This is a genomic window from Tissierella simiarum (assembly GCF_018917865.1).
In the GTDB taxonomy this organism is placed as follows: Bacteria; Bacillota; Clostridia; order Tissierellales; family Tissierellaceae; genus Tissierella_C; species Tissierella_C simiarum.
Map to the genome: position 1 here is coordinate 23,381 of NZ_JAHLPM010000016.1, position 26,330 is coordinate 49,710.

The window sequence follows — 26,330 nt, forward strand, 5'->3', positions numbered from 1 at the left end:
TTATGTTAAGCACCATAGCAGCAAAGATTATTGGGTTTTCCGATATTCCTGATCATTTTACTTTCTGTATTCGAACAAAAGAGATTGAAAAATCTTTGTTTTACCCAATATAGGATATTTGTTCTCTTATTAAATCCTAAAGCTATATAAGTATGTACACAAAATAAGGAAATGGAGAGATTTGGCAAACAAAAATTGATAACTTTTCTGTCCCTTTATATGTTTTCATTGCATTTTAAAAGGTATAGGCAGTACTGCCTATACCTTTTAAAATAACAATAGTTATGCATAAAAACTATGTCCACCTATTTTCATTACATAGGTCTTATTCTTTACAATCCAAGTTCCTGCTGCTTTAGCTGGATTGAAGAAATATGTTGAATTTCCTACTGGTCTTGCTCCATTTAGAGCATCCTTAGCTGCTTGCATACTTTCTTGTGATGGGGTATTATAGATTGTTCCATCAGCAACTGGACTAAACTGAGGAATACTGCCATAATACTCGAAAATTACACCGTATATAGTATTGGGAAATTCTTTAGAATTAACTCTGTTAATAATTACATTTCCAACTGCCACTTTTCCATTGTATGATTCTCCACCTGCTTCTGCCTCAATGATTCTAGCTAGCCAAAATAAATCATCTTGACTATAGTTTTTAGGTGAGCTTGCCACAGTGTTAGTTTTGTTATATAGTGCTGTTTGAGTTTGTTTATCTGCAATACCATCAATAACTAATTTATTATCCTTCTGAAAATTAATAACAGATTTTTCAGTGAGCTTACCATAGATACCATCTATGGAACTAGTATAATATCCAAGACTTTGCAATTTTTGCTGAAGCCTAGAAACCTCACTTCCTTTACTGCAGAATTCCAATGTTACATGATTTTCATTTGCAAATACTCCTGTTATTGGCACTAATAACAATATTAAAACTATTAAAATTGATAATACTCTCTTTCCTTTCATTGCTATACACACTCCTTCCGTAATAAGGCTTCCGAAGTTAGCTGACGGGTTCGGGATAGAAGGCTCCCTACCACAGATGTGGATTAACCCCTTAAATGGTTCCTCCGTACCTATAATATTTAGGATTCAGCAGTTATAATGGTATGCAATATGGATATTATATAAGAATGTTTATGTCATGTAAACCCGAAAAGCCAAAATACCAGAAATTGTATATGTAAAATATGGTATAGTAGACATGTTTATGTTAATATGGCTGTTAGGTTTAAGCTAATTTTATTTGTATTTAGCTTGTTGAATAACTAAAATTACCAATAAAAAAATTGCCCAATTTCTAGTATCATGTTAGGTACCATACTAAACAATCTCTAGATTTGATTCTGAGGCTAAGTTTGGTAAATCTACTGGATTAGGATGGTATAAAGGATATAAAGTTCATGTAATCAGTCCCACGGATTTAGCGCCGTTGGAATTTTACTTTACTATAGGAAATGTTTACGATAGTAACTGCAAAAAACCGATCAGCGAGAAGAAGGTATATGTTGATATAAATGAGACTTCATGGTTTTAAAATAAAAAATAAGAAAAAATCATAAAAGTAAGACTAACATGACTTTCAGCTTGTTACTATACATGCCAAGGTGAAATGATATATATAATTATCTCATAAAATGATAAGAATAAAGATTTTGAAATCCAATTTAGATGCAACCACTAGAAACAAAATCCTACTATATAAATGAAGGCCTTACAAAATAGTAAAGGAGGTAATAAATTGGAGGATGAAAAGATAGTTTCTTTATATATGGAACGTTCAGAAAATGCTATTATAGAAACTGCAAATAAATATGGGAGTTTTTGTCGCACTATTGCATTCAACATACTTTCAAATTATACAGACGCAGAGGAATGTGAAAATGATACATATCTTGCTGCGTGGAATACTATACCACCAACTCGTCCCACGAAATTATCAACTTTCTTGGGACGGCTTACTCGTAATATTGCTCTTGATAAATATGACTATTATACGGCGCAAAAGCGTAATAGTAAATTTGATTTGCTATTATCTGAGTTGGATGATTGTATTTCTGTACCAGACAATGTTGAAGAGGAGTATGAAGCAGGTCAAGTAGCAAAGGTAATCAGCGAATTTTTGCGTAGTAGAGACTATGAAAGTCGAAATGTTTTTTTGCGACGTTATTGGTATGCTGATTCCATATCTGATATTTCGGAGCGTTTCGGGATGAGCGAAAGCAAAGTAAAGTCCATGCTGTTTAGAACGAGGAAAAAATTAAAACAGTATCTTAAAAGAGAAGGGATGATTATATGAATAAAAGGAAGTTATACAAAGAAATCGGTATGATTGATGATGATTTGATCGAAGAAGCTGCATCTTCAAAAGCAAGAATCATGAGAAATCATTCTTTTGTGAAATGGATATCTGTTGCTGCTATATTCTGTATATTTACATCTTTTGTTTCAACAGTATTTGCGGTGGCATATCTTCAAAAAAACAATTTAGATGCTTATATCAGATATTTATCGCCTGATAATATAAATTTATTATCTAATATATCTGATTCAGAGATAAAATATGATGCGGATAAATTCTTTGAAGCACTGAAAACTGATGATATATACTATCAATATATTGCTATTAATAGGCTTGTTGAATGTTTTAACGATAATCAATTAAGAGAAAAGGCTATAAAACGCATAAAGCCATTTATCAAAAGTGAAGAAAAAAAGGTAGCAGATGCAGCTTCTTTTGCTGTTGACATTCTTTCCGAAAAATATGAAAGTGATAAGCTTTATAAGTTGGCTGATGGGAGTGTGGTTTTTACACTATTTAATAATTATTCAGACTATGGAAGTTATAATGAAATCTGGAGAATCAAAGAAGGAAATTTGGAAAAATATTTTTCTTTCTCAAACCCATCTATGTATATTAAAGAGATTCTTCTTTCTCCTGATAGAAAATTAATGGCCGTGAATACTTGCTCCAATAAAAGTGAATATATATTTATTATTGATACGGTAAATGGTATGGTAAGTCCAGAGTTAATTGGAAGTGCAAGAACAATATTTGGAGCAAAGAAAGGATATGAGGTGCTCATAAGAATTGACAACGAAAATTATTCTTCAATTTCCAATGTTGTTTGGAATAACAATCAAGAGATTAATTTTGACGCTCATTTATCCTATGATAATACTGAAATTATAGAGGATGTATCTGTTAAGTATTTTTTTGATAGGAGATTGTTTGAAATAGAACCTAATAAATAGAAAGTACAAGGAGGGATAAGAGAGTTCATTTTTACGCAAATCCCCTTATTTCTGTGTATTAGTATTATCACCTTGCCCCAACCTACGTGGAATGTTGCGTGCTACTATGTTAGGAAAATAAATAAAAATATTTTATTAATTGCTTATATTAAGTAATTTTCATTAAATGCTCTGTGAACTTATTGTTGGATGTGTTGATACCAATTTAATCCTAAATTTTAGAAAAATAGGAACATAAATATTGACTTTTTGAGTATAATAAAATATCATAATATAAACGAACACGAACAAAATGGCGTTGATGAGGAGGAGTACGTACTCACCTGAAGCAGAGAGAGAAGATGGTTGGTGAAAATCTTCGTGAAGGAAGTATGGAAGTAGCCTTTGAGCTGTGAACTGAAAAGATATAATCTTAGTAGGATTCAACGGAAATTTCCACCGTTAAAAGGAAAGCAGTATCGGATAATGTATTTTATCCCGTACTGTCAGAGTGCAGATAGTCATATCTGAATTTAGGTGGTACCGCGGACGCATACATTCCGCCCTAAGCAAATATAAGAAAGCTTAAGGCGGATTTTTGTTTTGTGTTCGTAAAATTTAAGGAGGTATTACCATGCAGAAAAATTATGACTTTAAGCAAGTAGAAAAAGAAATGCAAAACTTTTGGAAAGAAAATTCTATCTACAACTTTGACCTAGAAAGTCAAAAAGAAATCTATTCTATTGATACGCCACCACCTACCATTAGCGGTAGTCTACACATTGGACACATATTTTCCTATACACAGGCAGAAATGATAGCACGTTTCAAACGCATGCAAGGCTATAATGTTTTTTATCCTTTTGGTTTTGACGATAACGGATTACCAACAGAAAGGCTTGTTGAAAAAGATGAGGATATTATTGCAAAAGACCTTCCTAGAAGCGAATTTATTAAAAAGTGTATTATAACCTCTGCAAAATACGAAAAAGAGTTTAAAGATTTATGGCAGTCTTTAGGCTTCTCAGTTGACTGGTCACTTCAATATGAAACCATTAACTCTATGGTTCAACGAATATCGCAAAAATCCTTTATCAAACTTTTAAAAGATGGAAAGGCTTATATGAAAGAGTCACCAGTTTTATGGTGTACTGAATGTCAAACTTCAATAGCCCAAGCAGAATTAGAATCTATTGAAAAAGATACTACCTTTAATTACGTTAAATTTAAGGTAGATGAAGAAATATTATTAGTTGCTACAACAAGACCTGAGTTACTATATGGTTGCGTTTGTCTATTTGTAAATCCAGAGGATGATAGATATAAAAAATATATTGGTAAAAATGCCACTGTTCCTTTATATGATTATGAAATTCCTATATTAGCAGATGATAAAGTTGATATTGCTAAAGGAACAGGTGTAGTTATGTGTGCAACCTTTGGTGACAGCACCGATGTAGAGTGGTATGAAACTCATAAACTGCCTTATCGGAAAGTTATTCTACCTGATGGTAAAATGGATGAAAGTGTTTCCTTAATCGGAGGATTAAAGGTCTTAGTAGCTCGAAGACAGATTATCAGCCTACTTTCAGAAAATGGATTTCTTTTAGAGTCAAAAAGTATCACACATACTGTTGCTGTACACGAACGTTGTGGGAAGGAAATTGAGATTTTACCGTCAAAACAGTGGTATATTGATATTCTTAATAATAAAGAGCTATTTTTAAAAGCTGCTGATGAAATCAATTGGTATCCCGAATATATGAAAAACAGATACGTATTATGGGTTGAAAATCTTAAGTGGGACTGGTGTATATCTCGCCAGCGTTACTTTGGTGTTCTTTTCCCAATATGGTATTGCAAAAATTGTGGTAAGGTTATAATTGCAGATGAGGAGATGCTACCTATAAATCCTCTTGAAACAAAACCTAATAAGCCGTGTTCTTGTGGATGTGAAGAGTTTGTGCCTGAGAGTTCCGTTTTTGACACATGGGCTACTTCATCAGTAACTCCTCAAATAAATGCAAAATGGGGCGAGAAAAATGACATTTCAAATAGAATTTTACCAATGAGTTTGAGGACACAGGCTCATGAAATTATACGTACATGGGCATTTTATACTATAGTTAAAAGCCTTTACCATACAGGGCAAGTTCCTTGGAAGGATATAATGGTTTGTGGCTTTGTTCTTGCCAAAAAAGGAGAGAAAATTAGCAAATCAAAGGGCAACTCTGAGTTATCACCAAAATTGCTTATTGAAAACTACTCTGCTGATGTTATAAGATATTGGGCAGCTAATTCTAAGCTTGGAACAGATACATTTTTTTCAATTGATGAATTAGGTATAGCCAAAAGATTTATCACAAAGCTATGGAATGCATCTAAATTTTCAATATCCCATTTACAGGACATTAACCTCAATGCTAATGTGAATCTAATGCCTGTAGACAGATGGATAATCGAGAGATGTAAACAAACTACTAATAATGCAAGAAAACTCCTTGACCAGTATGAAATAGGAGCAGCCCGACATGAAATTGATGATTTTTTCTGGAAAGATTTATGTGACTATTATCTTGAAATTGTTAAAGCGCGTTTATATCAACCTGAAATACATGGCTATAAAGAGCGACAATCAGCACAATATGCCCTATATTATTGCATGCTTAATATATTAAAGTTATACGCTATTTACGTTCCACATATTACCGAATATATTTATCAAGAATTTTTTAGACAGAATGAAAATAGTATTTCTTTACACAAGTTGTATTGGGAAACTGAAGAACCCATTGATGATGAAATTATCCTTTTTGGGGAGAAGCTAAAGGACATTATTGCTGAAACAAGAAGATATAAGTCTGAAAATGCTCTATCAATGAAAACAGAAATAGAAGAGGTTGTAATTACTACAGATGATAAATTTATTGAATTATTTAAACAAACTATAAGTGATATAAAAGCTTGTTGTCGAGCAAAGAAAATAAAAATAATCCAATAGAGACTTAGTTTTATAGAATTACCTTAAATTATATTAAATTTTGCCTTAAAGAGATAAAAGGTTGACATAAAAAATTCTCTTTTCTGGTTTAAGTCTTATTTTGATTCTTGCCAGAGAAGAGAATTCTATCTCCAAAAGCATAGATTATTTTATACTACAGAATAAAGTTATGGCTATTGGACCTATGTCAATATAGTAGACACATTTTTTCAAACAAAGTTTTATGCTGACCTCCTAGCATTTTCTCCACATTTCTGAGTAATGTAACCAATAGAGCTATGTATTCTTTCTCTGTTATACCAAGACTCTACATATTCAAATATTGATAACCTTGCTGTATCAAAATCAAAGTACTAAACTAAGATTAACTTCTCCTTTCTTTAAAACTGAATGAAATGATTTTCTATACATGCATTATCATAAGGATTACCTTCACCACTTCTTATATATTCAGCAGTAATTAAAGGTTTTAAATCAAAATCAAAATATAGCGTCAGTATTTTGAAAATAGAATGCCTATTCTATTTAAATTTTTTCTATAAAAAAGGTGAAATCAATGAATCAGGATGACCGAGTTTAGAAATCTCGTTATGAGGACGAACTGTCAGCAACGGCAAATTTCGACGAGTAGGATCATTTTTATGAATGGCAGAACATTCTACTCATTATTTACTAAGTTCTACGGATGGGAAAATATTGATTTATACTCAGGAAGGCTCAATAATAACTTATACTCGTTCCATTGCATGGCAGGTTCTCAAACATAGACTTGCCCTGATTTTTATGGCTTCAACACGATTACAATATTGAAATTTGCCAACTCAGCCTTTATTTGTGCACCGCTAAACTGATTTTAAAAATAAAATCAGTCTGATTTTGAGTGGACAACTTACCCAATAAATATTCCTCATAGGCATCGCCACATACGGTCAGTCCCTGCTCTTTAAGCTGCCGAAGAAACGGTTCATAGATTTCTAACACTGATTCATATGGGCCCTTATGGTAAGTGACCGCATAAAGTCCTGCCGGCTTCAACTTAGCATCCGCATTATCCATACGAACAAACAGTCGATCGACCTTTTCGAATCTTCCTGCTAGCAGATCTTTTTGACTTACAATAGATCCGACATAAGCTGGACCTTTCAGTTCCGTTTCTTTCAAAAAGCGATCATAATAGCTAAACCACTCCTCGCCACTGGCGATATCATTCTCCTTTGGGATCGGATTGCTGTATAAAATAGGCTCTGCTGGAAGCTCTATGAGAGAGATTTCATCTAAGGGAGCGCTGAGCGCTTCCTCCGAATATGTGACGATGCTGCTTAATAGCCAGTGAATTTGTTCCAGCTTTCTGATTTCCTGCTTTACTCGGCTGAGTTGTTCCTTAGAAAGTGCAATTAACTCTTCGGGTGATGGCGCATTGACGTAGTGTTTCAATGTCTTCAAAGGAAAGTTAAGCTCTCTCAAAGATTGAAGCATCCAGAAAACATCAAGCTGCGGAACCGTATAATACCGATATCCATTGTCATTCACTCCCGCTGGATGGAATAAACCAATTCGGTCGTAATAGAACAAGGTATCCTTTTTTATTCCAAATCTTTGCGCAAATTCTCCAGTTGTAAAGGTCTTTGATTTGTTTTTATCCATTTCATTTTCCTCCTTGACTATGGAGTTACTCCATACTATATAATACATATTGTTCAAAAAAATTGCAACAAAAGAATAAGGAAAAATTTAACACTATGGATACGAAGCTATATGCTAAACCGGACCTCTAATATTACAGTACGCTTTACGGTTTCTCCGGAAACTGCCGTCTCTCATATTGTAATAGAAATAATTAAAAAGGAGATGAATATAATGGAGAATTTTAGAACTGTAGGAGAATTTGAAAAACAAGAATCTGTGTTAATCATCTGGCCACCGTACGCCAATGCAACCAGAAAGTTAAGTACGGATATAGTTAGTGCTCAAGTGGTACTAGCGTTGATGGAAGAAGTAGAAGTCATCGTTTGCTGCTATGATGAGGAAGTGCAAAAACGTGCAAAACAGGAATTGGATAGACAAGGGGTTGATACTCCATTAATCCGCTTTGTAATATTCCCATCTCCTATCATCTATCCTCGTGATTTTGGCGCTGAGGTTATGATAGGTGATTTTGGGAGTCGTGCAAGGGTTGACTTCCGTTTTGACATGTATGGATACTATACGGAGGATGATGAGCTTTCTCGCCTATTACGGGGATTCAGTGAATTTCATGCAAAATGCATCGGAATTGAAAATACACGGTACTCTGAACTGATTAGCGAGGGTGGCGATCGGGAATTCAATGGATGTGGCGTAATGATGGCAATACGAGAAACGGAGGTAGATAAACGTAATCCTGGTAAGACCGTAATGGAGGTGGAAGAGGAGCTGAAACGGGTATTTAATCTGAATCAGATTATTTGGCTTCCGCAATGCTCCTATAGCGATGAATATGCTTATTCCGGGTCAATCCCTTCTGCCGACGGCACATTCTGCTCCTTCCGTTCTGCTACTGCTAACGGACACATTGATGAGATCTGCCGTTTTGCCAATACTGATACTATTTTAATTGCACACATTTCCGAAGAAGAAGCCCGTGAAAGCAAGCTGCACGCTTTGGACAAAGAGCGGCTGGATCGAGCATATGAGGTGGTAAATACTGCTCGTAATCAGGACGGACAGCCTTTCCGTATTCTGAAAATGCCCGTGCCTGAGCCCATTTATATAGACCTCTATCCAGAAGATGACGCATATAACCTTTGGAGGGAACATAATGAGGATATGGATGAAGGGGTGTTAGATGTAACTTCCTTTCCTGATGGTCCGATTAACGTTCTGCCAGCACTCAGCTATTGCAATTTTCTGATTGCTAACAACGTAGTAATTGCTCAGAAATATTATGAGGAAGGAATGTCAAAACGAATCAAGGAAAAAGACGAACAGGCACTACAAGTTCTACAAACCGCGTTTCCTAACCATCGTATTATACAGATTAACCCGCTAGCACTAAATTTATATGGCGGTGGAATCCATTGCCATACACGCAATATCCCGTCTGCACAACAGATATGATTTTTCAATCATTTGAAAGACGTGAAGATAGAATATTAATGAGTCAGATTAAAAATGTATTATTAGAAATAGATAGAGAAAAAATGGCTAAAAACATTATTGAAACAAAAACAAATAAGTTTGCTTTTTAGATGGGATTATAAAAGAAATTGCAGATATTGTTCCAGCTTATGCAGAAGAGATTGTAGATACTAAAGGTTATTTAGTTTTACCCTCCTTGGCTGATATGCATTCAGACCAATAACTTTGTTTAGCTTTATCCGGATCAGGAAATACGATTTAACATGTAGCGCCTTTGGGTTTCTCTAAAACTGAAAGGCGCTTTTCATATTTTAAAAGGGGATAATTAGGTGGAATAAAAAGGAAAATAAATACCGTAACGCTCATACTGTTATATATACGATGTGTCTGCCTATACTTGTGCTTATCTAACTATTTCTGCTGACCATGGTTAAGATACATGATTCACTGGATCGTGCAAGAATTACAAATCATCAACCATATCAAGTTGTGGAATATTTCAACATATAGAGAGAAATCCTTGGTTTTATTCCTGAAAAGTCATCTCTTGTTGAGCTGAACTTTTTATATGTGGAAACACATTTCACTGTGTGTGGATTTTAAGAGAATATCCTACGTGCAACTTATAGATGATGAGATAACAATTGTATGGAGATAGGAAAAAGAGAAGCAGTGAATTGAATTATGCCTCTCTTTTCGCTTATTTGGTACTAGGTAGTAGATTATTTTGCTTTTATTTGCACTAAATTGATTACATCATCTAGAATGGAACGATCGGTAACGTTTATCATCAGCCAACTTCCAACATTGGAAAAGGCAGTCCTTTGATATAAGTCCTGTGTGTATTCACTGCATAAATGTATTATATCCTCGACTTCATGAACTTCTTTGTTGCCTATTACTAGAAGAGCAATGAAATAGCCTTCCATTGGATAAAGTGTGCATAACGACTTCCCGTTTTTATGGTATTTGACATTCCATCCTGGTTGCATCGAACATTTACTGTAGGAGAGCTTGGGATGAATACGATAGGTATTTTGCAAAAAGGTATTTAAATCATGCCAAAGTTTACTATTAATATATTCATTGATGTCATCTATCGTAGGTGGATTACATGAATTGTAAAGTTTATTCCACTCCATATGTACTTCACCTCCACAACGGAAAATTATCTGCTTATTCTAAAGTTACAGGTAAAATCCATACTTCCATGCTGGTTGTGTCTGGACTATGGCTGGCATAGCGTTCCGCTGTAAAAGGCTTGGCAGCAAGCTTGTGATTTGGAAGCCATGTTTCAAACATATATTTATGAACCTTGTACACTGCATCCATAACGAGATGTTCAAAATCCTCTGCTTCAAAAGAGCAAACAATATATTTACCTTTGGGCAGTTCCCAGGAAGTGTAGCCTTTAACTAGTTCATTTGAAACAGCTTCGGCACCAGCAAAATAGCGGTAATAGCCTTCTCTTGTCCCAGGATAGGCAACTCCAAGCTCATTGCCATCCGCTTTTAATTCTTTAATGATGGGTTTGCTTTCGCGAAAAGTATTCCATAATTTTCCAAGTGTGTCTACACCAGTCTCACCGCCACCAGGCATTTGATAAATAGGTTCTTCTACTGTAAGTCCAATGAAAAATTGAGGATATAAAATTTTTCGCCGTGTAACTTCAAGGACGATTCCATCAACAATCAACGGAACATTTTCATCAATAAGCGTGTAATTCAAAAGCAACTGTGGCTTTACAAAATTGTTGAGCCGGACGGGGGCAGTACGGTATTCTTCAGGTGTCATTCCAAACGCTTTTTTAAAGGAACGCGTAAAGGTCTCATGAGAGGAAAATCCAAAATCCAAGGCAATATCTAGAATTCGTTTATTTTTATCCAGTAAAGCTTCGGATGCTTTTGCAAGGCGGCGCAACTTGATATACTCGTTTACAGGCTTTTTAACCAATCGGCTGAATAGCCTCTGATAATAAAACTGTGAGAGAGAAGCAAGATTTGCCAAGCTTTCAATTTTTATTTCTTCTGAAAGATGTTCTTCAATATAGTCCACGGTCAATTGTATTTGTTCCCATGCGTGCATATTTAAGCACCTCCTTATAAACAGGATAGCACGTTAGCAGTGATTTGGCTTGACAGCCAATGCCCTTTTTGATCAGTTGGGATAAATTCAACCAGTCTTCCTGTAAATAATTATACCACAAAGCTATAATGACCTATCTTAAAGCCATTACAACAAGCAGTTCACCGTAGAACAAGGATGCCCCATGGCATTTAGGCAAGCAACTAAGCTAAGTCAATATATTTTATTTTTGAAAGATTTTCTTAGGTGATATAAAGATTTTGATGATAGGCACATTGATGTCATGAAAATTATGTTTGGGAAGCTATATGCCAGATGAAATATCAGTCATAGCACAGATTTTAGTAGATTAAGTTCCATAGAATTAGGAAAGTTTGTATCATCAATAATTATAGCAGCATTATCTATAGTTGCTCTTTCAGTCACAATCCTTACTCGCTAATAGTTAAGCTGTTCGTAATCCCAGAGAATGTTAGCTAAAAAGTCCTGACGAACTACTTTCCATATATGTAATCTTGGCATCAGATAAGATGGAACTTTTTATATTGTGGTATTTATTTCCATCTACTCCTATGCTTATTCCATATGATGTATCATGTTAAAATTACATAAAAATACAAGTCAACAAGGTACTATTAATTTTGTAATATATGATAATATTTTTATTGATAGTTGTTATTTAAGGTAGATTAAAGGAATACGAGTTACAATAATAAACAAAAGTGTACAGGAGGTTTAAAATGCGGATTTTAATGATTGAAGATGAAAAATATTTAGCGGAAGCTATTGCGAATGTATTAAAGAAAAACAATTATATTGCTGACTTGGCACATGATGGCGAATACGGACTGGACTGCGCTTTATCTGCAATTTACGATATTATTATTCTTGATATCATGCTTCCCAAGAAAGACGGTCTGTCTGTCTTAAAGGAAATTAGAAAGAATGGCATATCCACTCCCGTTATTTTGCTTACTGCCAAAGGGGAAACTGACGATAAGGTAAAAGGTCTTGATGCCGGAGCAGACGATTATTTGGCTAAGCCTTTTAAAACTGAGGAATTACTCGCAAGACTTAGAGCCTTGAGTCGAAGAAAAGATAATTTTGTATTGGAAAATATACTAACATATGGGGATATCGACCTAAATCCCCACACTATTGAATTATATTGCGGGAAAAAATCATATAAGCTAACTTTGAAAGAATGTCAGCTTTTGGAGCTACTAATAAATATGAAAGGTATGATCGTTTCTAAAAACACGATTATAGAAAAACTGTGGGGGTACGATGGTAAAGGCGAGGATAATCATGTTGAGGTTTATGTTTCGTTTCTGCGTAAAAAATTAAGTCATATAGGATCTAAAACTTCTATCCAAACGGTGCGAGGAGTTGGCTATACTTTGAAATTAAAAGGTGAGCAAAGTGTTTAAAAGATTACGGAATAAGTTTATCATACTAAATATGTCAATCATTTCGGTCATAATGATTGCAGCTTTTATCGCTATTTACATTATAACCTACACAAATATACAAAACGAAAATCAAATCAAGCTTAACAATACGGTCATGTCTCCCATTATGATAAATCCGCTGTTTAATACAGATGAAAGCAATAATACCGATAGAATATTTATGGGAAAAATACCGAATGATTATGCTTCAGCTTTTAATGTGTTGATTAGCGATGATAATGACTTGCTTAGTATTCACTCTTATATTGACTTAACCGAGGAGATATACGAAAAGGCCACTGAGCTTGCTATATCCGCAAAAAAAGACAGTTCTGTCATTTCTCTTAATGGTCAGCGTTGGCTTTATAAAATTAAGCCTATCAACGCAAACCTTCTTATAAAAGGAAAAGGAAACTTCGATACCGTAGCCAAAACGAAAGTTATTAAGCAGATTTATTTTTTAGATGTAACCGACTCTTATAAAATCCTTTCACAGCTTTTACTCACCTTTGGTGCAATTAGCATTGTCATGCTTTTTGTGATATTCGGTATCAGCTTGTTTTTTGCCCAGCATGCTGTTGCTCCCATTGAAAAAGCTTACGAGAAACAAAAGCAGTTTGTCGCAGATGCTTCTCATGAGCTGAAAACACCGATTGCTATCATCAACGCCAATATTGATGCTTTGTATGCAAACAAAACCGAAACCATTGAGAGTCAGCAGAAATGGATCAACTATATCAACGCTGAAACAGACCGAATGGGAAAACTCGTAAGTGATCTTTTATATCTGGCTAAAACCGATAACGGGGCTGTAAATAATAAGCATTTACCTTTTAACATCAGCAATATTGTCACAGATGTTTTGCTTGCAATGGAAGCTGTCGTTTTTGAAAAAGGTATAAAGCTGTCACAGAATATTGAGCCTGACATGATTGTAAATGGTGACAGTGAAAAAGTGAAGCAGGTTGTGATGATACTGTTTGACAATGCAGTAAAGTATGTAAATGAAAATGGTAGTATCTTTGTTACATTAAAAAAATCCAGAAATCATACTACTTTTTCCGTGAAAAATACAGGAAATGGCATACCGAAACAAAGCCTACCAAAGTTGTTTGACCGTTTTTACCGTGTGGACTCGTCAAGAGCACATGACGGAGGTTATGGTCTCGGACTTTCTATTGCCAAGGAAATTATTGATAGTATGGGCGGCAAAATTCAAGCGGAGAGTGTCGAGGGAAAAAGTGCTACCTTTACATTTATTCTGTAAAGAGTTCGGAAATTTAAGTTTTATTAAAGGTTGGCTTATTATAATTACCTTAGATTTATAAAACAAGGAGGGACTTTATGAAGCCAAAACCACAGATTATTCCCATTATCATTTTTTGTATTTCGGCAATTATTCTGATGTTAGGCATTGCTCAGCTTATTTTGTATATTCCGCTGCAGATTGAAATGTTGAAAGATGCTGAATTACAGGGAGCAACCGCCGAGCAAGTAAGCGATTATGTATGGCAGCGATATTGTATGCAAGTGGTATGATTTATTTAAAATTAACCAATGTGAAAATTAAATCATCAATTGGAATGGGAAACCCAAAAAATTCTGCTTCTAGTCAAAGTAGTGAAGATGATGAATTCTTTGATGATTTTGAGATAGTGGAAGATGATAGCAACCAATAGCTGGAAAGGAGGCTTAAGCCAGTATGTATATTCTACAAAACGCATTAAAAAATCTTATGCGTAATAAGAGCAGAAACATTATGATAGGTGCGATTATTTTCGCGATTGTACTTACAACCGTTATAGCTTTGATTATTAACAATACTGCTTCGGCTGTTATTGGGGAATACAAAGAACGTTTTGCATCTCAGGTTTATATAACACCCAATATGCAAAAAGTAATGGAAGAAGCAAGAAAAAACTCGACAGATGGTAAGGTGCTTATTAAAAAACCCGAAATACCTTCGGAACAACTTTTGCAGTTTGCCAATTCTGATTATCTGAAAGAAAGTATTGCCACAGGTTCTATTGCGGCGAACAACGCAGATATAAGAGCAATTGACCAAGATGACACAAATCAATCAGAGACAAACTCTGCGTCTATTGTTGGCGGCGGTGGCGGTATAATGACAAGTGCCGGAAGTAATGGAAATTATAAGCTGTATGGTGATTACTGGCAGAACTTTAATGATGGACTGAGAAGTCTTGACAGTGGCAGACTGCCTGAAGCAGATGGAGAATGTATTATTAGTTCCGAGCTTAGTGACAATAACAGTATTACTGTTGGTGATGTATTGACATTTACGGCAAATATGGGCGTAGATACGCCGTCCGATATGGATTTCAGCAATGCACAGGACGGTGACAAGGTGACTGTTAATGATAAAGAATATACGGTTTCCATATCTGCAATGGGCACCGTGCGTTTACAGCGCGAGGTTACCTATAAATTAACAGTTGTTGGAGTTTATCTTGACTTAACCGATGAGTATGCAAACTCAAATATGCCAAAATCTGCAGGACTTAACAGACGTAACGAAGTACTGACAACACTTGACACATTACTTGCAGAGCGTAGTATTGATGAAACAGGGGTAATGGTGAATGTAACCTATTATCTGAAAAACCCCGAACTACTTCCAGAATTTGATGAAGAGGTTAGAGCAAAGGGTCTTTCTGATATATTCAATGTGGATACCGACACAGCTTCCTACGAAAAAGTAGTAAAGCCTGTTGAGGGATTAAAAAGTATTTCAATAACATTTATGGTCGTTGTTATGATTCTTGGTTCTATTATTTTATTGCTGCTTGCTTCAATTTCTATCAGAGAACGTAAGTATGAAATTGGTGTGCTTAGAGCAATGGGTATGAAAAAAGCAAAGGTTGCCTTTGGATTGTGGCTTGAAATTCTTACAATCACCTGTATCTGCCTTGTAATAGGTTTAGGTATTGGTACTATGGTCGCACAACCAGTGTCAGATATGCTCTTGAAAAATCAGGTAGAAGCGGCACAGGCAAACACTTCTCAAAGTCCCGGGGATGGAACTATCACTTCAGGAAACCCTAGTGGTATGGTACTCGGAGGTGCACAACTTGGTGGAGGAGTACAAGCTAATGCAAAGCCAGTTTCTGAGATGAAAATCGCGCTCAGCGCTTATACGATTATGGAAATTATTATAATCGCTATACTTCTTGCTTCTTTTGCAGGAATTGTTTCAATTACCAAAATCACGAAGTATGAGCCAATAAAGATACTCATGGAAAGAAATTAGCCGGTAATCTGCCGGTGGCAATATGGGAGGAATTAACTTATGGATGTATTAACATTACAAAATGTTACTTATAAATACGAGGGTACGAAAAAGAATGTACTTAAAGGTATTGATGTAACCTTTGAAGCTGGAAAGGTTTACACCATTGTAGGAAAATCTGGATCAGGCAAATCAACCTTGTTGTCACTCATGGCAGGGCTTGATATCTGCACAGATGGTGTTATTTTGCATGGGAAAAGCGACCTGAAAAAGCTGGATAGAGATGAATACAGAGCTAAAGGAATCGGTGTTGTTTTTCAAAGCTTTAATCTTCTTACAAACGCAACAGCAGTTGAAAATATTGTGCTTTCGATGAATATCAGCGAAAGCCATGAGCCTGATAAAAAAACATTCGCTTATACTCTGCTTGAAAAAGTAGGGATTGATAAAGAAACCGCAGACCGTAAAATTTTAAAGTTGTCTGGTGGTGAGCAACAGCGGGTTGGTATTGCAAGAGCGTTATCACATAATCCTGGAATAGTCATCGCGGATGAGCCGACAGGAAATCTTGATACTGATACCGAAGCGCAAATCTTGAAAATATTTACCTCTCTTGCCCATGATGAGGGAAAGTGCGTAATTATCGTAACTCATTCAAAAAAGGTAACGACTATTGCCGATATCATTTACGGTATGAGTGATGGAAAACTTGTGCAAATGAAACAAAAATGATACTTTTATAAACGCTTTAAGTAAATTAATAACTTAAAAAAATCAGCAAAGTAATTTACTTTGCTGATTTTTTTAAGTTTAAATAAACCGCTCATTTTGAGGTCAGCATTATATAAGATTGTACATTAATCTTATTAATATCACAAGTCATATCAAGTTTTTATTAGTAGAGAATGATATAATAACACTATGGGAGAAGGAGGGATAATAATTGTCTTTAAAAACGATAGAAAATATGGTTGATTGGGTTGAAGAGAATATAAAAGAAAATCCAACTCTGATTGAAATGTCCAATTATGTTGGATATTCTCCATTTTATTGTTCAGCTAAATTTCATGAAAATGTTGGAATTACATTTAAACAATATGTATCCAAACGAAAATTAAGTCTTGCTGCCATAGAAATAAGAGATACACAGTCTAGGTTTTTAGACATAGCATTAAAATATGGTTTCTCTTCCCAAGAAGCTTTTACAAGAGCTTTTGTTGATGCTTTTGGATGTACTCCTTCTCAATATAGAAAGCGGTTAACTACTATTCAAATATATATGAGACCGAATATACTTCTGGTACCAGAAGAAGAATTTCTTGGTACTTTAAAAGACTAAATTAGTAATGGAAGGAGGGATAATATATTTAAAAAAATAGGAAGAAATGATTTATGCTGGTGTGGGAGTCACAAAAAATATAAGAAATGCCATGCTGAATTTGATAATAAGGTTGAAGTGTATAAACTGCAAGGACATATAGTACCTTCAAGAGAAATGATTAAGACACCCGATCAAATTGCAGGAATACGTGAGAGTGGTAAAATCAATATAGCGGTTTTAGATGCTGTAGAAGAATATATAGAAGAAGGTATAACCACAGATGATATTGATAAGCTCGTCTATCAAAAAACAAAAGAACTTGGTGGAGTTCCTGCGCAACTTGGATACCAAGGATTTCCTAAAAGTGTATGCACTTCTGTTAATGAACAAGTTTGCCATGGAATACCATCAAAAAATGTAGTATTGTGTAATAGGGACATTATTAATGTGGATGTTTCAACGATTTATAAAGGATACTTTTCGGATTCATCAAGAATGTTCTGTATTGGTGATGTGGATGAAAAAAAGGAAAAACTAGTTCGTGTAGCATGGGAATGCATCGATTTAGGATTAAAGCAAGTAAGGCCTTGGAGCTTTCTTGGGGATATGGGGCAAGTAGTTCATGAACACGCTATTAAAAATGGATATTCTGTTGTAAAAGACATTGGTGGACATGGAATTGGTTTAGGTTTCCATGAAGATCCTTGGGTAAGTTATGTTTCAAAGAAGAATACTGAAATGTTAATGGTGCCAGGTATGATATTTACAATAGAACCTATGGTCAATATGGGGACGGACGAAATATTTTTGGACGAGGAAAATGGTTGGACTATTTATACGGCAGATGGTAAGCTATCAGCACAATGGGAAGTGATGGTACTAGTGACAGACGATGGCTATGAGGTATTGGCATATTAATTTAGTTGTAAAAGTAAGAATTTGTTGAATAGATTTATATACAGTGAGTAAAAAAGTTATAAATTATCTAACTTGTACGATGTTTGGTAAAATAGAACCTGTCAGTTAAGATAAGGTTCTATTTTTATAAAGTTAAATTAAAAATTTGCTTTGTTTTTGGCTAAAGAAGTTGTCCTATAGATTCATAGATGTTGAATATAATGTCTCTATATTCGTATGCGGATCAAATCCTAATAAGTAAATAGAGAAAGTAGCTAATTCTATGGAATAAGAAATAAAAGAAATGAGATATCATATAATAATTTTATTTGCTTTTCTATTTCAATTAATGTATGTATCAATGGGACATATGTTTAATTTTCGTTATCTTAGCTGATTGACTGACTCAGGAAATGAAATAATTTTTGCTTAAATAAAGGAAAAAACAAAAACATATGGAATATTTAAAATATTATATTAAGGAGAAATTCATTTTATGGAAAACTAGCTAAGCATTATTAAAGATTTGATGGATCAGTACGATAGATCATTCTACATCTATGATGAAAGTATTATTTCTAGGCAGGTTAAAATACTTTTAGATAATTTTCCACAGTTTGAGTTTTTGTATTCAGTAAAGACCAATCCTTTTGCTCCTATCATACATTTTGCAGCCCTAAAAGGATTTGGTACAGATGCAGCTTCAGTTGAAGAAGTAATTATAAGTCAGAAAGCAGGCTTATCTTATGAAAAAATATTTTATTCAACACCTGGAAAAACACGTAGGGATATTGAAAAAACCATAGATAAGGCAATAATAGTGGCAGACAGTTACAATGAATTGTTATTACTTAATGACATTGCAGAACAAAAAAATATGAATATAAAAGTGGGATTAAGGATAAATATAGACTTCGCTATGGATAGTGGAAGCTGCTTAAGTAGCAAGTTTGGTGTTGATGAAAATACATTAGTAAAGCAGAAAGATTTTCTCAATAGCTTATCAAATATAAAAATTGTTGGAATTCATGTCCATCTGCGCAGCCAGGTCCTTGATCACAGTAGACTATATCAATACTACGAGAGAATCTTTGAACTAGCTCTGTTCTGTAAAGAAATTTTGGGTTGGGAAATGGAATTTATTAATTTTGGAGGGGGGCTTGGCATAGTGTATTCTTTGGCAAATGATGCTCCTCTTGATGTTGAAAAGCTTAGCAATGAATGTGAAGGATTGATTCGAAGGTTTAAGGATAAAATCAATGCAAGACTTATAATTGAAACTGGTAGATTTATAATTTGCGAAGCTGGTCAGTATGTTACTCGAATAGTAGATATAAAGGAGTCAATGGGAATAAAATATTTAATCGTAGAAAAAGGGCTTAATGGTTTTCTAAGGCCTTCAATTGCAGAACTTTTAATGGATTATATACCAGAAGACAGCAATTTAAAAGCTTCCGAGCCGCTATTTACAGTAAAAGATGCTTTTGAATTTATGATTCCTGAAGGAGAAAGGTCTGTTTTTGAAAAAGTAACTATCGTAGGAAGTCTTTGTACAGCAACGGATATAATGGTGAAAGATGTGGTGCTTCCAAAAGCTCATATTGGTGATATAGTGATAGTATCAAAAGCTGGAAGCTATTCATATTCATTGTCACCAATATTGTTTTCAAGCCATTCTCTTCCTTTTCAGTTTTACTTGAAGACAGACGGTGAAATATGTATGAAATAAACCAGTAGATTAACACGAAAAAATGAAAGGACATTTTGTACCCCTTAGATTGTAAATTCTATCATAAATGTGGTTTCAAAATTAGTACCGTTGATACTATGTTATACACTTTATGAAAAAGTGATTTTTGGTACTTGAAGTTTTATAATATTAGGGCATAAGTGAATCGGAATTTGTTCGTATTCTTTATATTTTGTGCATCATTATAAAATTACCGCAAGTAAATTTAAATTAATATCAGAAAGGGGAAATGTAAATGGATAATCAGAAAATATCGCCGCAATTAAATAAATTGATTAAAAAGTATAGTTACATAAAAGATACAGAGGGCATGTCTCCTGCTAAAGTATATAAATTAGTTGGAGAAAATGAGAACCTATATTTAAAAATGATGGATAGTCGATATAAAGGAACCACATATGATGTTGAACGTGAAAAAGATATGATGCTATGGTTAAAAGGTAAGTTGCCTGTTCCAGAAGTTTTATACTTTGAACAGTATGGGGGTTGGAATTTTCTCCTCATGAGTGAAGTAGATGGTACCATGTTTTACGAAGAGTATAAAACATATGAAAACCCTAAAAAGATTATTGAGCTATACGTTGAGTGCATCAAACTTTTTCAATCCATCGATATTTCTGATTGTCCATTTAATAATAATACAGATAATCGATTAACAGAATTAGATTATCTGATGAATAACAATTTAGCAGATATGGATTGTGAAAATTGGGAAGAGGATACTCCATTCAAAGAACCAGATGAGCTATATGATTTTTTAAAGGCTAACAAGCCAAGAGAAGAATTAGTCTTTTCACATGGTGACCTGGGAGATAGCAACATTTTAGTGAGAGATAATAAAATAAGTGGATTTATTGATCTGGGAAGAAGTGGTAAAGCAGATAAATGGTATGATATTGCGTTCTGTGTCAGGTCTATTAGACATGATATTGGGGAAGAAAAATATGTCAGGTTGTTTTTTGATTTACTTGACGTACAACCTGATTGGGAAAAAATAAAGTATTATATTTTACTGGATGAATTATTTTAGTATTAAGGATTTCAACAGATGATTCATATGATATTAAGTGTTACCGATAATGAAAGTACCAAGACAATATTCTAATATGTATTTTTGGGTTATGATGTAAAGTAAATTACATTACATAACCAGAATGTTTACATTTGAACAGAACAAGAAATGACAGATGTAAAAATGAATTTTTAGCAATAAGTAATTTAAAAATTTTTCTATTCTATAAGGGAGAGAATTTATATAATCTTCGCAATTATTATCAAAACAAATTACTATGGTTATGTTATTCTGTTATCGAAAGGAGGAATGTTTTATGATGCAATCTGAAATTAAAAAGGCGGTTTCGTATATTGAGGAAAACCTGACAAGTGATCTTTCTTTGAATGATGTGGCACGATACTGTAACTATTCACCGTATTATTTTTCTGTATTGTTTCATCAGACTTTTGGCGAAACTATGAAAAGATACATGAAAAAACGTCGTCTTACCTGTGCGGCAGAAAATCTTAAAAACACTGATATGAAAATTATTAATATTGCGGTAAAATACGGTTATTCATCACAGGAAGCTTTTTCTCGTGCTTTTACTGGCGTGTTCGGTATAACACCCAATAAATATAGACAGATGCAAGTGCCGATTCAAGAAACATATCAAAAAAACATTTCTTCATTTTATGATAATGGAGGAGATGAAGTTATGAAAGGCAAAATCAAGAATCTTCAAGAGAAAATTGAAGAAAAATATCCTGTGAACATTCTGCATGTTCTCAATGGTTCTTGTATGCTTGAAAAATTTGAAAATAACAAGCTTATCAAAGAAAAAGCAATCTACGTGCCGTTTAATGAAGCAATGTGCTGGGGCGAAACCGATACTGAAATATTTTCGCATTCTTTTATAGAGAAAAGAGTTAAATCATTAGAAACGACGGAGGAAGAATACCAAAAAATTGTATTCGAACCATTAAAACCTCTTTTTGAAGAAAAATTTAATATTATCGTCTTGTGGTTTGGCGATGATATGTTTTGCCAGATGAATTTGATTACAATTCTTGCGTATCTCGAACAAATCGGATATAACGGCGATGTTCTCTTTTGTATGGCACTTGAAAGAATTGATGATATGTTGTCTGAGGCGTTTGAGATTGACATTAACGGCTACTCGGATATTTACAAAACTGTTTTATGTAGCCATCAAAAGCCTGTTTTAGAAACGATGCCTGTTACTTATCAAGCGATAAAAATGTATTTAACTTATAAGAGAGACGAAAGTCCAATTGTAAAGTACATCAAGAGCAATCTAGGTAAAGAAAATCTCATAGTTGACTTATTGTTACTTTTTCCAGAATATGGACTTGGGGATTTGCAATATCAAATGATGATTGATGAGTACAACAGATTATAGTATAGTTCGTGGTAGTTTGAAAGTACAAATCACAAATCGTAGAATAACCCCACCCTACGACAAAGAAAAAAATGTAATTGGGTAATTTTAGATTAGCTCCTAATATAGGGAATACGTCGAATTGAACCAATAAATCTTTCTGTAAAATGAATTATATTCATTTTTTATTTGATCCAGATGAATAAATATCTAAAAAAGTGAGCATTTTGATATGCTCACTTTTTTCGTCATTAGAAAGGAAGAACTATATGGTAAGAAAAATAAGCCCCAAAGTAACTCTACAAGAGAATGTATGTATAGTACAATTCGTTTTGTAGATACAAGTATTAAAAATTATGAAGTAAGAATAGTCATATTTATATAATTGTAACTTGTAAATAAATGTAATCATAGTATAATGTGTGTATTGAATTATACATTATAGTAAATTATGATGAACCAAACAGGGGGGACACACATGAAAGAAATTGTAGAAAAATCTGATTTTATAATCTTAAGAAATACTCAGGAAGACGATTTAAATTTTGTAGTTGATTCTGAACGTCAACCTGATAATGCACAATATGTTGATCAATGGACAAAAGAACAACACAGGAATTCATTATTTCAGGAAGATATTTTACATTTAATAGTTGAAGAGAAAACTACAAATAAACCTGTTGGATATGTAATTATAGGAGGTCTTACAAACCCAAATAAAAATATTGAATTTAGGAGAGTTGTAATATCAAAAAAAGGTAAAGGCTTAGGAAGGGAAACACTAAAATTAGTTAAGAAAGTTGCTTTTGAACAATTAAATGCACATAGGTTATGGCTTGATGTTAGACATAAAAATCAAAGGGCACAAAATCTTTATAAATCTGAAGGATTTATTGAAGAAGGTATCTTAAGAGAATGTATTCTATATAATGAAAACTATGAATCGTTAATTGTGATGTCAATTCTAAAAAACGAGTATACTAATAAACTCAATTCATAAGATTCTCAATTTGTGTATTAACATGTAGTTCAAATTTAGGCTGAAATTGAACTACATGTTTTAGTCTGTATATATCAATAATTTACTCTAACAGAGCCAAGAATTAAAATAAAGGGACTGAAGGCATGGTTTCTTTTTTATCACTTCAATTGTAAAAGGAGAAAAGTTCACATTACTATATATAAGATATATTTTTTATTGTAACATGAATAAAATATAGCTGGACTGGATGCAGATAAATTCTATTTAATCTTTTAAATAATGTTTTAGGCAAATGTAAAATATTTGTTTGAAATATATTGAATTATATTTTAGACAAATGTATAATATGGATAAAGGCAATTGTCTAAAAAGGAGATGATATTGATGAATAGTATGAAAAAGCACTTGCTGCAAAATTTGAACTCATTAATCTTGTAAACATTTTATATGATATAAAACAGATTATTAAAAATAATATTGAAGAATTGATAAAATGGATAAAAAAGTGGAGGGATTAGTATGCATAAATTTCTAATTGCATTGTTCAAATGCTCTATTTCCATGTCAGTACTTTCACTACTCTACATATTACTTACTCCATTTCTTGCTAAAAGATATACAGCTAAATGGCTCTACTATTCTTGGCTAATTATAGTGATTGGATTTATCGTTCCACTTAGACCTAATATTAAGATTCCCATACTTCAAATAAAAGAGACAATAGCTCCATATTATATTGAGCAGATAACTTTAAAAAATGTAATTGAAGATATTGTTCAAACTGAGGCAATAAGCCATAGTATATGGATGACTCCTTGGTATTGGTGGATAGGAATATTATGGATCATAGGAGTTATAGGATGTAGTAGTTATCATATTATTAGACATCGGCGCTTCATAAGAATAGCAAAACGATGGAGTGAAGAAATTACTGAACCAACAATATTGGATATTGTGCAGCACTTACAAGTAGAGTTAAAAATATACAATCAAACAAAACTATTATTTTGTTCCTGCATTACAAGCCCGATGATGATTGGTTTTTCTAAGCCAGTGATTTTACTTCCTTCAAAAAATGTTCCTGTGGATGAGCTTTCATTTATACTTAAGCATGAGTTGGTTCATTTTAAGCGTAAAGATCTATGGTACAAAGGTCTGATATTTCTTGCAGTTGTTATTAACTGGTTTAATCCAATAGTTTACTTAATGGCAAGAGCAATAGCAGTGCAATGTGAAATCTCATGTGATGTAGAAGTGGTAAAGGATGCAAATATATATAAACGACAACAGTATAGTGAAACTATAATTTCTGCCATTAAAAATCAATCAAGAATACAAACTTCATTCTCAACAAGCTTTTATGGAAGTAAGGAAGGTATGAAAAATAGAATCTTTTCAATCATGGATATGAAAAAGAAAAAGGCAGGTATTATGATTATTTGTTTAGTAATAATTGGTGTTATGATTACAGGTATGACCTTTACTACAAGTGCCAATATAGAGGCCATCGAGGATAATACACAGCTTAATGGCCAGACTGAAGAATATAACATGACGGTATCGTATTTTGATGAAGAAACAGGAGAAACTTTTTATAGTTGGGATGATGGAGCAACATGGGTTTTGATGACAGATGAAGAATATGAAGCTAAGTTTCCAACAACAGATATTGAGTGGTGGACTTATGATGGTTATAAAGCGTGGTTAGATACTGAAAAAGTAGAGTTACAAAATATTATTGGTGAGCGTGGCTGGAATTCAACGGAAGGCTGGTATGTTTGGACACAAGAAATGGTTGATGAAACGATTCAAATGTACGAGCAAATATTACAGGATATTAAGAATGGTGTTATGGTTTCAAAATCTGTAGATGGAGATGAAAATATAGTTATATCATATGATCCCAAAAATATTAAGGTTGATACATCCTCTGGATGTAGTTTTAGTATTGAAAATGGTAAAGGGGGATTATGATATGAGTTTTTTAACATTGAAAATAATCGGAATTTTATCTATGCTCTTTGACCATGTTGATAGAATATTTCCTGTAATAATGCCTATTGCCAATTTATTCGATAGAATTGCAGTAAATAATCCTAGCAGTGAACAGATGGTATATAAGATTTTTGATATTATTGTCAGAGTGATACCGTATATTGGTAGGTTAGCAGCACCAATTTTTATGTTCTGTATTGCAAACGGATATATGCATACACATAATGTGAAAAAATATATTGCACGCATAACTATTTTTGCATTAATTTCTCAAATACCTTATATTTTGTTTTTTAAAAGGGGTATGGGAATAAATTTTGAGGACATAGGCCTAAATATTATGTTTACATTAGGATTAGGGTTAATTGCAATCTATGCCTTTGATAAACTAAAACAAAAAAATATCGTTCTAGCCTTTGGGGTGGTAGTTCTTACTGCTATTCTGGCCTTTATTATTCATGCAGAGGGTAGGGAAGTTTATATCATAATTATTTTTATGTTCTACTTACTGAAAGATATACCCAAGAATAAACGGGCAGTGATTTGGATTTTTATCATAATATTATCGAGGTTGAGGCTTGGTATTGCTACTATAAATGATCCAAACTTGATTAGAACGTATGTTATTAATGTTTTTGGTCAATATTTAGGTGTACTTGTTACATTTTTTTATAATGGTGAAAAGGGGAAAAGTAATAAATTTATTCAGTATTTCATGTATGGTTTTTATCCTGCACATCTTTTAATATTAGCTTTACTACGAAATCTTGTTAATGGCTGATAGTATAGTGAATATCATTGTAAATAACATTCTCAATGAATTTCTATGGAGGTAAGAAGAGTAT

23 protein-coding genes, 1 riboswitch and 1 other annotated feature are annotated in these 26,330 nt (G+C 33.6%); of the genes, 19 read left to right on the top strand and 4 right to left on the bottom strand.

The genetic code is table 11. The features are described from left to right. Positions 1-282: 282 nt before the first annotated feature. Complete coding sequence (locus tag KQI42_RS16080) at positions 283-972, bottom strand: cell wall hydrolase (protein ID WP_216521242.1); 690 nt, start codon at positions 970-972, stop codon at positions 283-285. A 9-nt stretch (positions 973-981) separates the two neighbouring features. After that, positions 982-1,114: riboswitch (cyclic di-AMP (ydaO/yuaA leader) on the bottom strand. Between the two features lie 633 nt (positions 1,115-1,747). Here KQI42_RS16080 and KQI42_RS16085 point away from each other — a divergent pair. From KQI42_RS16085 to KQI42_RS16095, 3 genes are all read left to right on the top strand, one after another. Continuing rightward, a complete protein-coding gene (locus KQI42_RS16085; protein WP_216521243.1) occupies positions 1,748-2,305 on the top strand; it encodes an RNA polymerase sigma factor in 558 nt (185 codons plus the stop codon). After that, positions 2,302-3,261, top strand: a complete 960-nt coding sequence (locus KQI42_RS16090) for a hypothetical protein (protein ID WP_216521244.1) — start codon at positions 2,302-2,304, stop codon at positions 3,259-3,261. The genes KQI42_RS16085 and KQI42_RS16090 overlap by 4 nt, the downstream gene beginning before the upstream one ends. A 289-nt stretch (positions 3,262-3,550) precedes the next feature. Then, positions 3,551-3,811 (top strand) — a binding site (T-box leader). Between the two features lie 63 nt (positions 3,812-3,874). After that, entirely contained in the window at positions 3,875-6,241 is a 2,367-nt protein-coding gene (locus KQI42_RS16095) for a valine--tRNA ligase (RefSeq protein WP_216521245.1), read from the top strand. 828 nt (positions 6,242-7,069) lie between these two features. Here KQI42_RS16095 and KQI42_RS16100 read toward each other — a convergent pair. After that, positions 7,070-7,885, bottom strand: coding sequence for a MerR family transcriptional regulator (locus tag KQI42_RS16100; protein WP_216521246.1), 816 nt, complete (start codon positions 7,883-7,885; stop codon positions 7,070-7,072). A 213-nt stretch (positions 7,886-8,098) separates the two neighbouring features. Here KQI42_RS16100 and KQI42_RS16105 point away from each other — a divergent pair, with 213 nt between their 5' ends. Both KQI42_RS16105 and KQI42_RS21480 read left to right on the top strand, forming a co-directional pair. Next, a complete protein-coding gene (locus KQI42_RS16105) occupies positions 8,099-9,337 on the top strand; it encodes an agmatine deiminase family protein (RefSeq protein WP_216521247.1) in 1,239 nt (412 codons plus the stop codon). Then, positions 9,334-9,468, top strand: coding sequence for a hypothetical protein (locus KQI42_RS21480; RefSeq protein WP_281420484.1), 135 nt, complete (start codon positions 9,334-9,336; stop codon positions 9,466-9,468). The genes KQI42_RS16105 and KQI42_RS21480 overlap by 4 nt, the downstream gene beginning before the upstream one ends. A gap of 612 nt (positions 9,469-10,080) precedes the next feature. Here the strand turns inward: KQI42_RS21480 and KQI42_RS16110 are convergent. Together KQI42_RS16110 and KQI42_RS16115 are read right to left on the bottom strand one after the other, a co-directional pair. Continuing rightward, positions 10,081-10,500, bottom strand: coding sequence for a DUF3788 domain-containing protein (locus KQI42_RS16110; RefSeq protein ID WP_216521248.1), 420 nt, complete (start codon positions 10,498-10,500; stop codon positions 10,081-10,083). Between the two features lie 34 nt (positions 10,501-10,534). Continuing rightward, positions 10,535-11,443 carry an AraC family transcriptional regulator gene (locus KQI42_RS16115; protein WP_216521249.1) on the bottom strand — a complete coding sequence of 303 codons (909 nt, stop codon included), beginning with the start codon at positions 11,441-11,443 and terminating at the stop codon, positions 10,535-10,537. Positions 11,444-12,183: 740 nt separating this feature from the next. Here KQI42_RS16115 and KQI42_RS16120 point away from each other — a divergent pair. The 14 genes from KQI42_RS16120 to KQI42_RS16185 all read left to right on the top strand — a co-directional run bounded on the left by KQI42_RS16120 (position 12,184) and on the right by KQI42_RS16185 (position 26,266). Next, a complete protein-coding gene (locus KQI42_RS16120) occupies positions 12,184-12,873 on the top strand; it encodes a response regulator transcription factor (RefSeq protein WP_216521250.1) in 690 nt (229 codons plus the stop codon). Between the two features lie 52 nt (positions 12,874-12,925). After that, positions 12,926-14,161 (top strand): sensor histidine kinase, encoded by a 1,236-nt coding sequence (locus tag KQI42_RS16125; protein WP_216521251.1) that lies wholly within the window; start codon positions 12,926-12,928, stop codon positions 14,159-14,161. Positions 14,162-14,238: 77 nt separating this feature from the next. Further along, positions 14,239-14,433, top strand: coding sequence for a hypothetical protein (locus KQI42_RS16130; RefSeq protein ID WP_216521252.1), 195 nt, complete (start codon positions 14,239-14,241; stop codon positions 14,431-14,433). Further along, a complete protein-coding gene (locus KQI42_RS16135; protein WP_216521253.1) occupies positions 14,403-14,573 on the top strand; it encodes a hypothetical protein in 171 nt (56 codons plus the stop codon). Before KQI42_RS16130 ends, KQI42_RS16135 begins: the two co-directional genes overlap by 31 nt. 23 nt (positions 14,574-14,596) lie before the next feature. After that, complete coding sequence (locus KQI42_RS16140; RefSeq protein WP_216521254.1) at positions 14,597-16,165, top strand: ABC transporter permease; 1,569 nt, start codon at positions 14,597-14,599, stop codon at positions 16,163-16,165. 39 nt (positions 16,166-16,204) lie between these two features. Then, entirely contained in the window at positions 16,205-16,876 is a 672-nt protein-coding gene (locus KQI42_RS16145; protein ID WP_216521255.1) for an ABC transporter ATP-binding protein, read from the top strand. Positions 16,877-17,087: 211 nt separating this feature from the next. Then, positions 17,088-17,483 carry a helix-turn-helix transcriptional regulator gene (locus KQI42_RS16150; protein WP_216521256.1) on the top strand — a complete coding sequence of 132 codons (396 nt, stop codon included), beginning with the start codon at positions 17,088-17,090 and terminating at the stop codon, positions 17,481-17,483. A gap of 36 nt (positions 17,484-17,519) precedes the next feature. After that, entirely contained in the window at positions 17,520-18,383 is an 864-nt protein-coding gene (locus KQI42_RS16155; RefSeq protein ID WP_343231708.1) for a methionyl aminopeptidase, read from the top strand. 508 nt (positions 18,384-18,891) lie between these two features. Continuing rightward, on the top strand, positions 18,892-20,091 hold the full coding sequence (locus KQI42_RS16160; RefSeq protein WP_216521257.1) for a type III PLP-dependent enzyme domain-containing protein: 1,200 nt from the start codon (positions 18,892-18,894) through the stop codon (positions 20,089-20,091). Positions 20,092-20,347: 256 nt separating this feature from the next. After that, positions 20,348-21,142 carry an APH(3') family aminoglycoside O-phosphotransferase gene (locus KQI42_RS16165; RefSeq protein ID WP_216521258.1) on the top strand — a complete coding sequence of 265 codons (795 nt, stop codon included), beginning with the start codon at positions 20,348-20,350 and terminating at the stop codon, positions 21,140-21,142. A gap of 298 nt (positions 21,143-21,440) precedes the next feature. Continuing rightward, positions 21,441-22,529, top strand: a complete 1,089-nt coding sequence (locus tag KQI42_RS16170; RefSeq protein ID WP_216521259.1) for a helix-turn-helix transcriptional regulator — start codon at positions 21,441-21,443, stop codon at positions 22,527-22,529. A gap of 457 nt (positions 22,530-22,986) precedes the next feature. Continuing rightward, a complete protein-coding gene (locus KQI42_RS16175) occupies positions 22,987-23,508 on the top strand; it encodes a GNAT family N-acetyltransferase (RefSeq protein ID WP_216521260.1) in 522 nt (173 codons plus the stop codon). Positions 23,509-24,009: 501 nt separating this feature from the next. Then, a complete protein-coding gene (locus tag KQI42_RS16180) occupies positions 24,010-25,464 on the top strand; it encodes a M56 family metallopeptidase (protein ID WP_216521261.1) in 1,455 nt (484 codons plus the stop codon). A 1-nt stretch (position 25,465) separates the two neighbouring features. Then, positions 25,466-26,266: a TraX family protein gene (locus KQI42_RS16185; RefSeq protein WP_216521262.1), complete on the top strand. Its 801-nt coding sequence runs from the start codon at positions 25,466-25,468 to the stop codon at positions 26,264-26,266. The last annotated feature ends 64 nt before the right edge of the window (positions 26,267-26,330 follow it).

Coding starts and splice junctions, on each gene's coding strand:
- KQI42_RS16110 (WP_216521248.1), bottom strand. CDS start 10,500: ATGGAGTGGAATAAACTTTACAATTCATGTAATCCACCTACGATAGAT.
- KQI42_RS16100 (WP_216521246.1), bottom strand. CDS start 7,885: ATGGATAAAAACAAATCAAAGACCTTTACAACTGGAGAATTTGCGCAA.
- KQI42_RS16140 (WP_216521254.1), top strand. CDS start 14,597: ATGTATATTCTACAAAACGCATTAAAAAATCTTATGCGTAATAAGAGC.
- KQI42_RS16145 (WP_216521255.1), top strand. CDS start 16,205: ATGGATGTATTAACATTACAAAATGTTACTTATAAATACGAGGGTACG.
- KQI42_RS16095 (WP_216521245.1), top strand. CDS start 3,875: ATGCAGAAAAATTATGACTTTAAGCAAGTAGAAAAAGAAATGCAAAAC.
- KQI42_RS16115 (WP_216521249.1), bottom strand. CDS start 11,443: ATGCACGCATGGGAACAAATACAATTGACCGTGGACTATATTGAAGAA.
- KQI42_RS16090 (WP_216521244.1), top strand. CDS start 2,302: ATGAATAAAAGGAAGTTATACAAAGAAATCGGTATGATTGATGATGAT.
- KQI42_RS16125 (WP_216521251.1), top strand. CDS start 12,926: ATGATTGCAGCTTTTATCGCTATTTACATTATAACCTACACAAATATA.
- KQI42_RS21480 (WP_281420484.1), top strand. CDS start 9,334: ATGATTTTTCAATCATTTGAAAGACGTGAAGATAGAATATTAATGAGT.
- KQI42_RS16080 (WP_216521242.1), bottom strand. CDS start 972: ATGAAAGGAAAGAGAGTATTATCAATTTTAATAGTTTTAATATTGTTA.
- KQI42_RS16175 (WP_216521260.1), top strand. CDS start 22,987: ATGAAAGAAATTGTAGAAAAATCTGATTTTATAATCTTAAGAAATACT.
- KQI42_RS16160 (WP_216521257.1), top strand. CDS start 18,892: ATGGATCAGTACGATAGATCATTCTACATCTATGATGAAAGTATTATT.
- KQI42_RS16130 (WP_216521252.1), top strand. CDS start 14,239: ATGAAGCCAAAACCACAGATTATTCCCATTATCATTTTTTGTATTTCG.
- KQI42_RS16180 (WP_216521261.1), top strand. CDS start 24,010: ATGCATAAATTTCTAATTGCATTGTTCAAATGCTCTATTTCCATGTCA.
- KQI42_RS16170 (WP_216521259.1), top strand. CDS start 21,441: ATGATGCAATCTGAAATTAAAAAGGCGGTTTCGTATATTGAGGAAAAC.
- KQI42_RS16135 (WP_216521253.1), top strand. CDS start 14,403: ATGGCAGCGATATTGTATGCAAGTGGTATGATTTATTTAAAATTAACC.
- KQI42_RS16185 (WP_216521262.1), top strand. CDS start 25,466: ATGAGTTTTTTAACATTGAAAATAATCGGAATTTTATCTATGCTCTTT.
- KQI42_RS16165 (WP_216521258.1), top strand. CDS start 20,348: ATGGATAATCAGAAAATATCGCCGCAATTAAATAAATTGATTAAAAAG.
- KQI42_RS16120 (WP_216521250.1), top strand. CDS start 12,184: ATGCGGATTTTAATGATTGAAGATGAAAAATATTTAGCGGAAGCTATT.
- KQI42_RS16105 (WP_216521247.1), top strand. CDS start 8,099: ATGGAGAATTTTAGAACTGTAGGAGAATTTGAAAAACAAGAATCTGTG.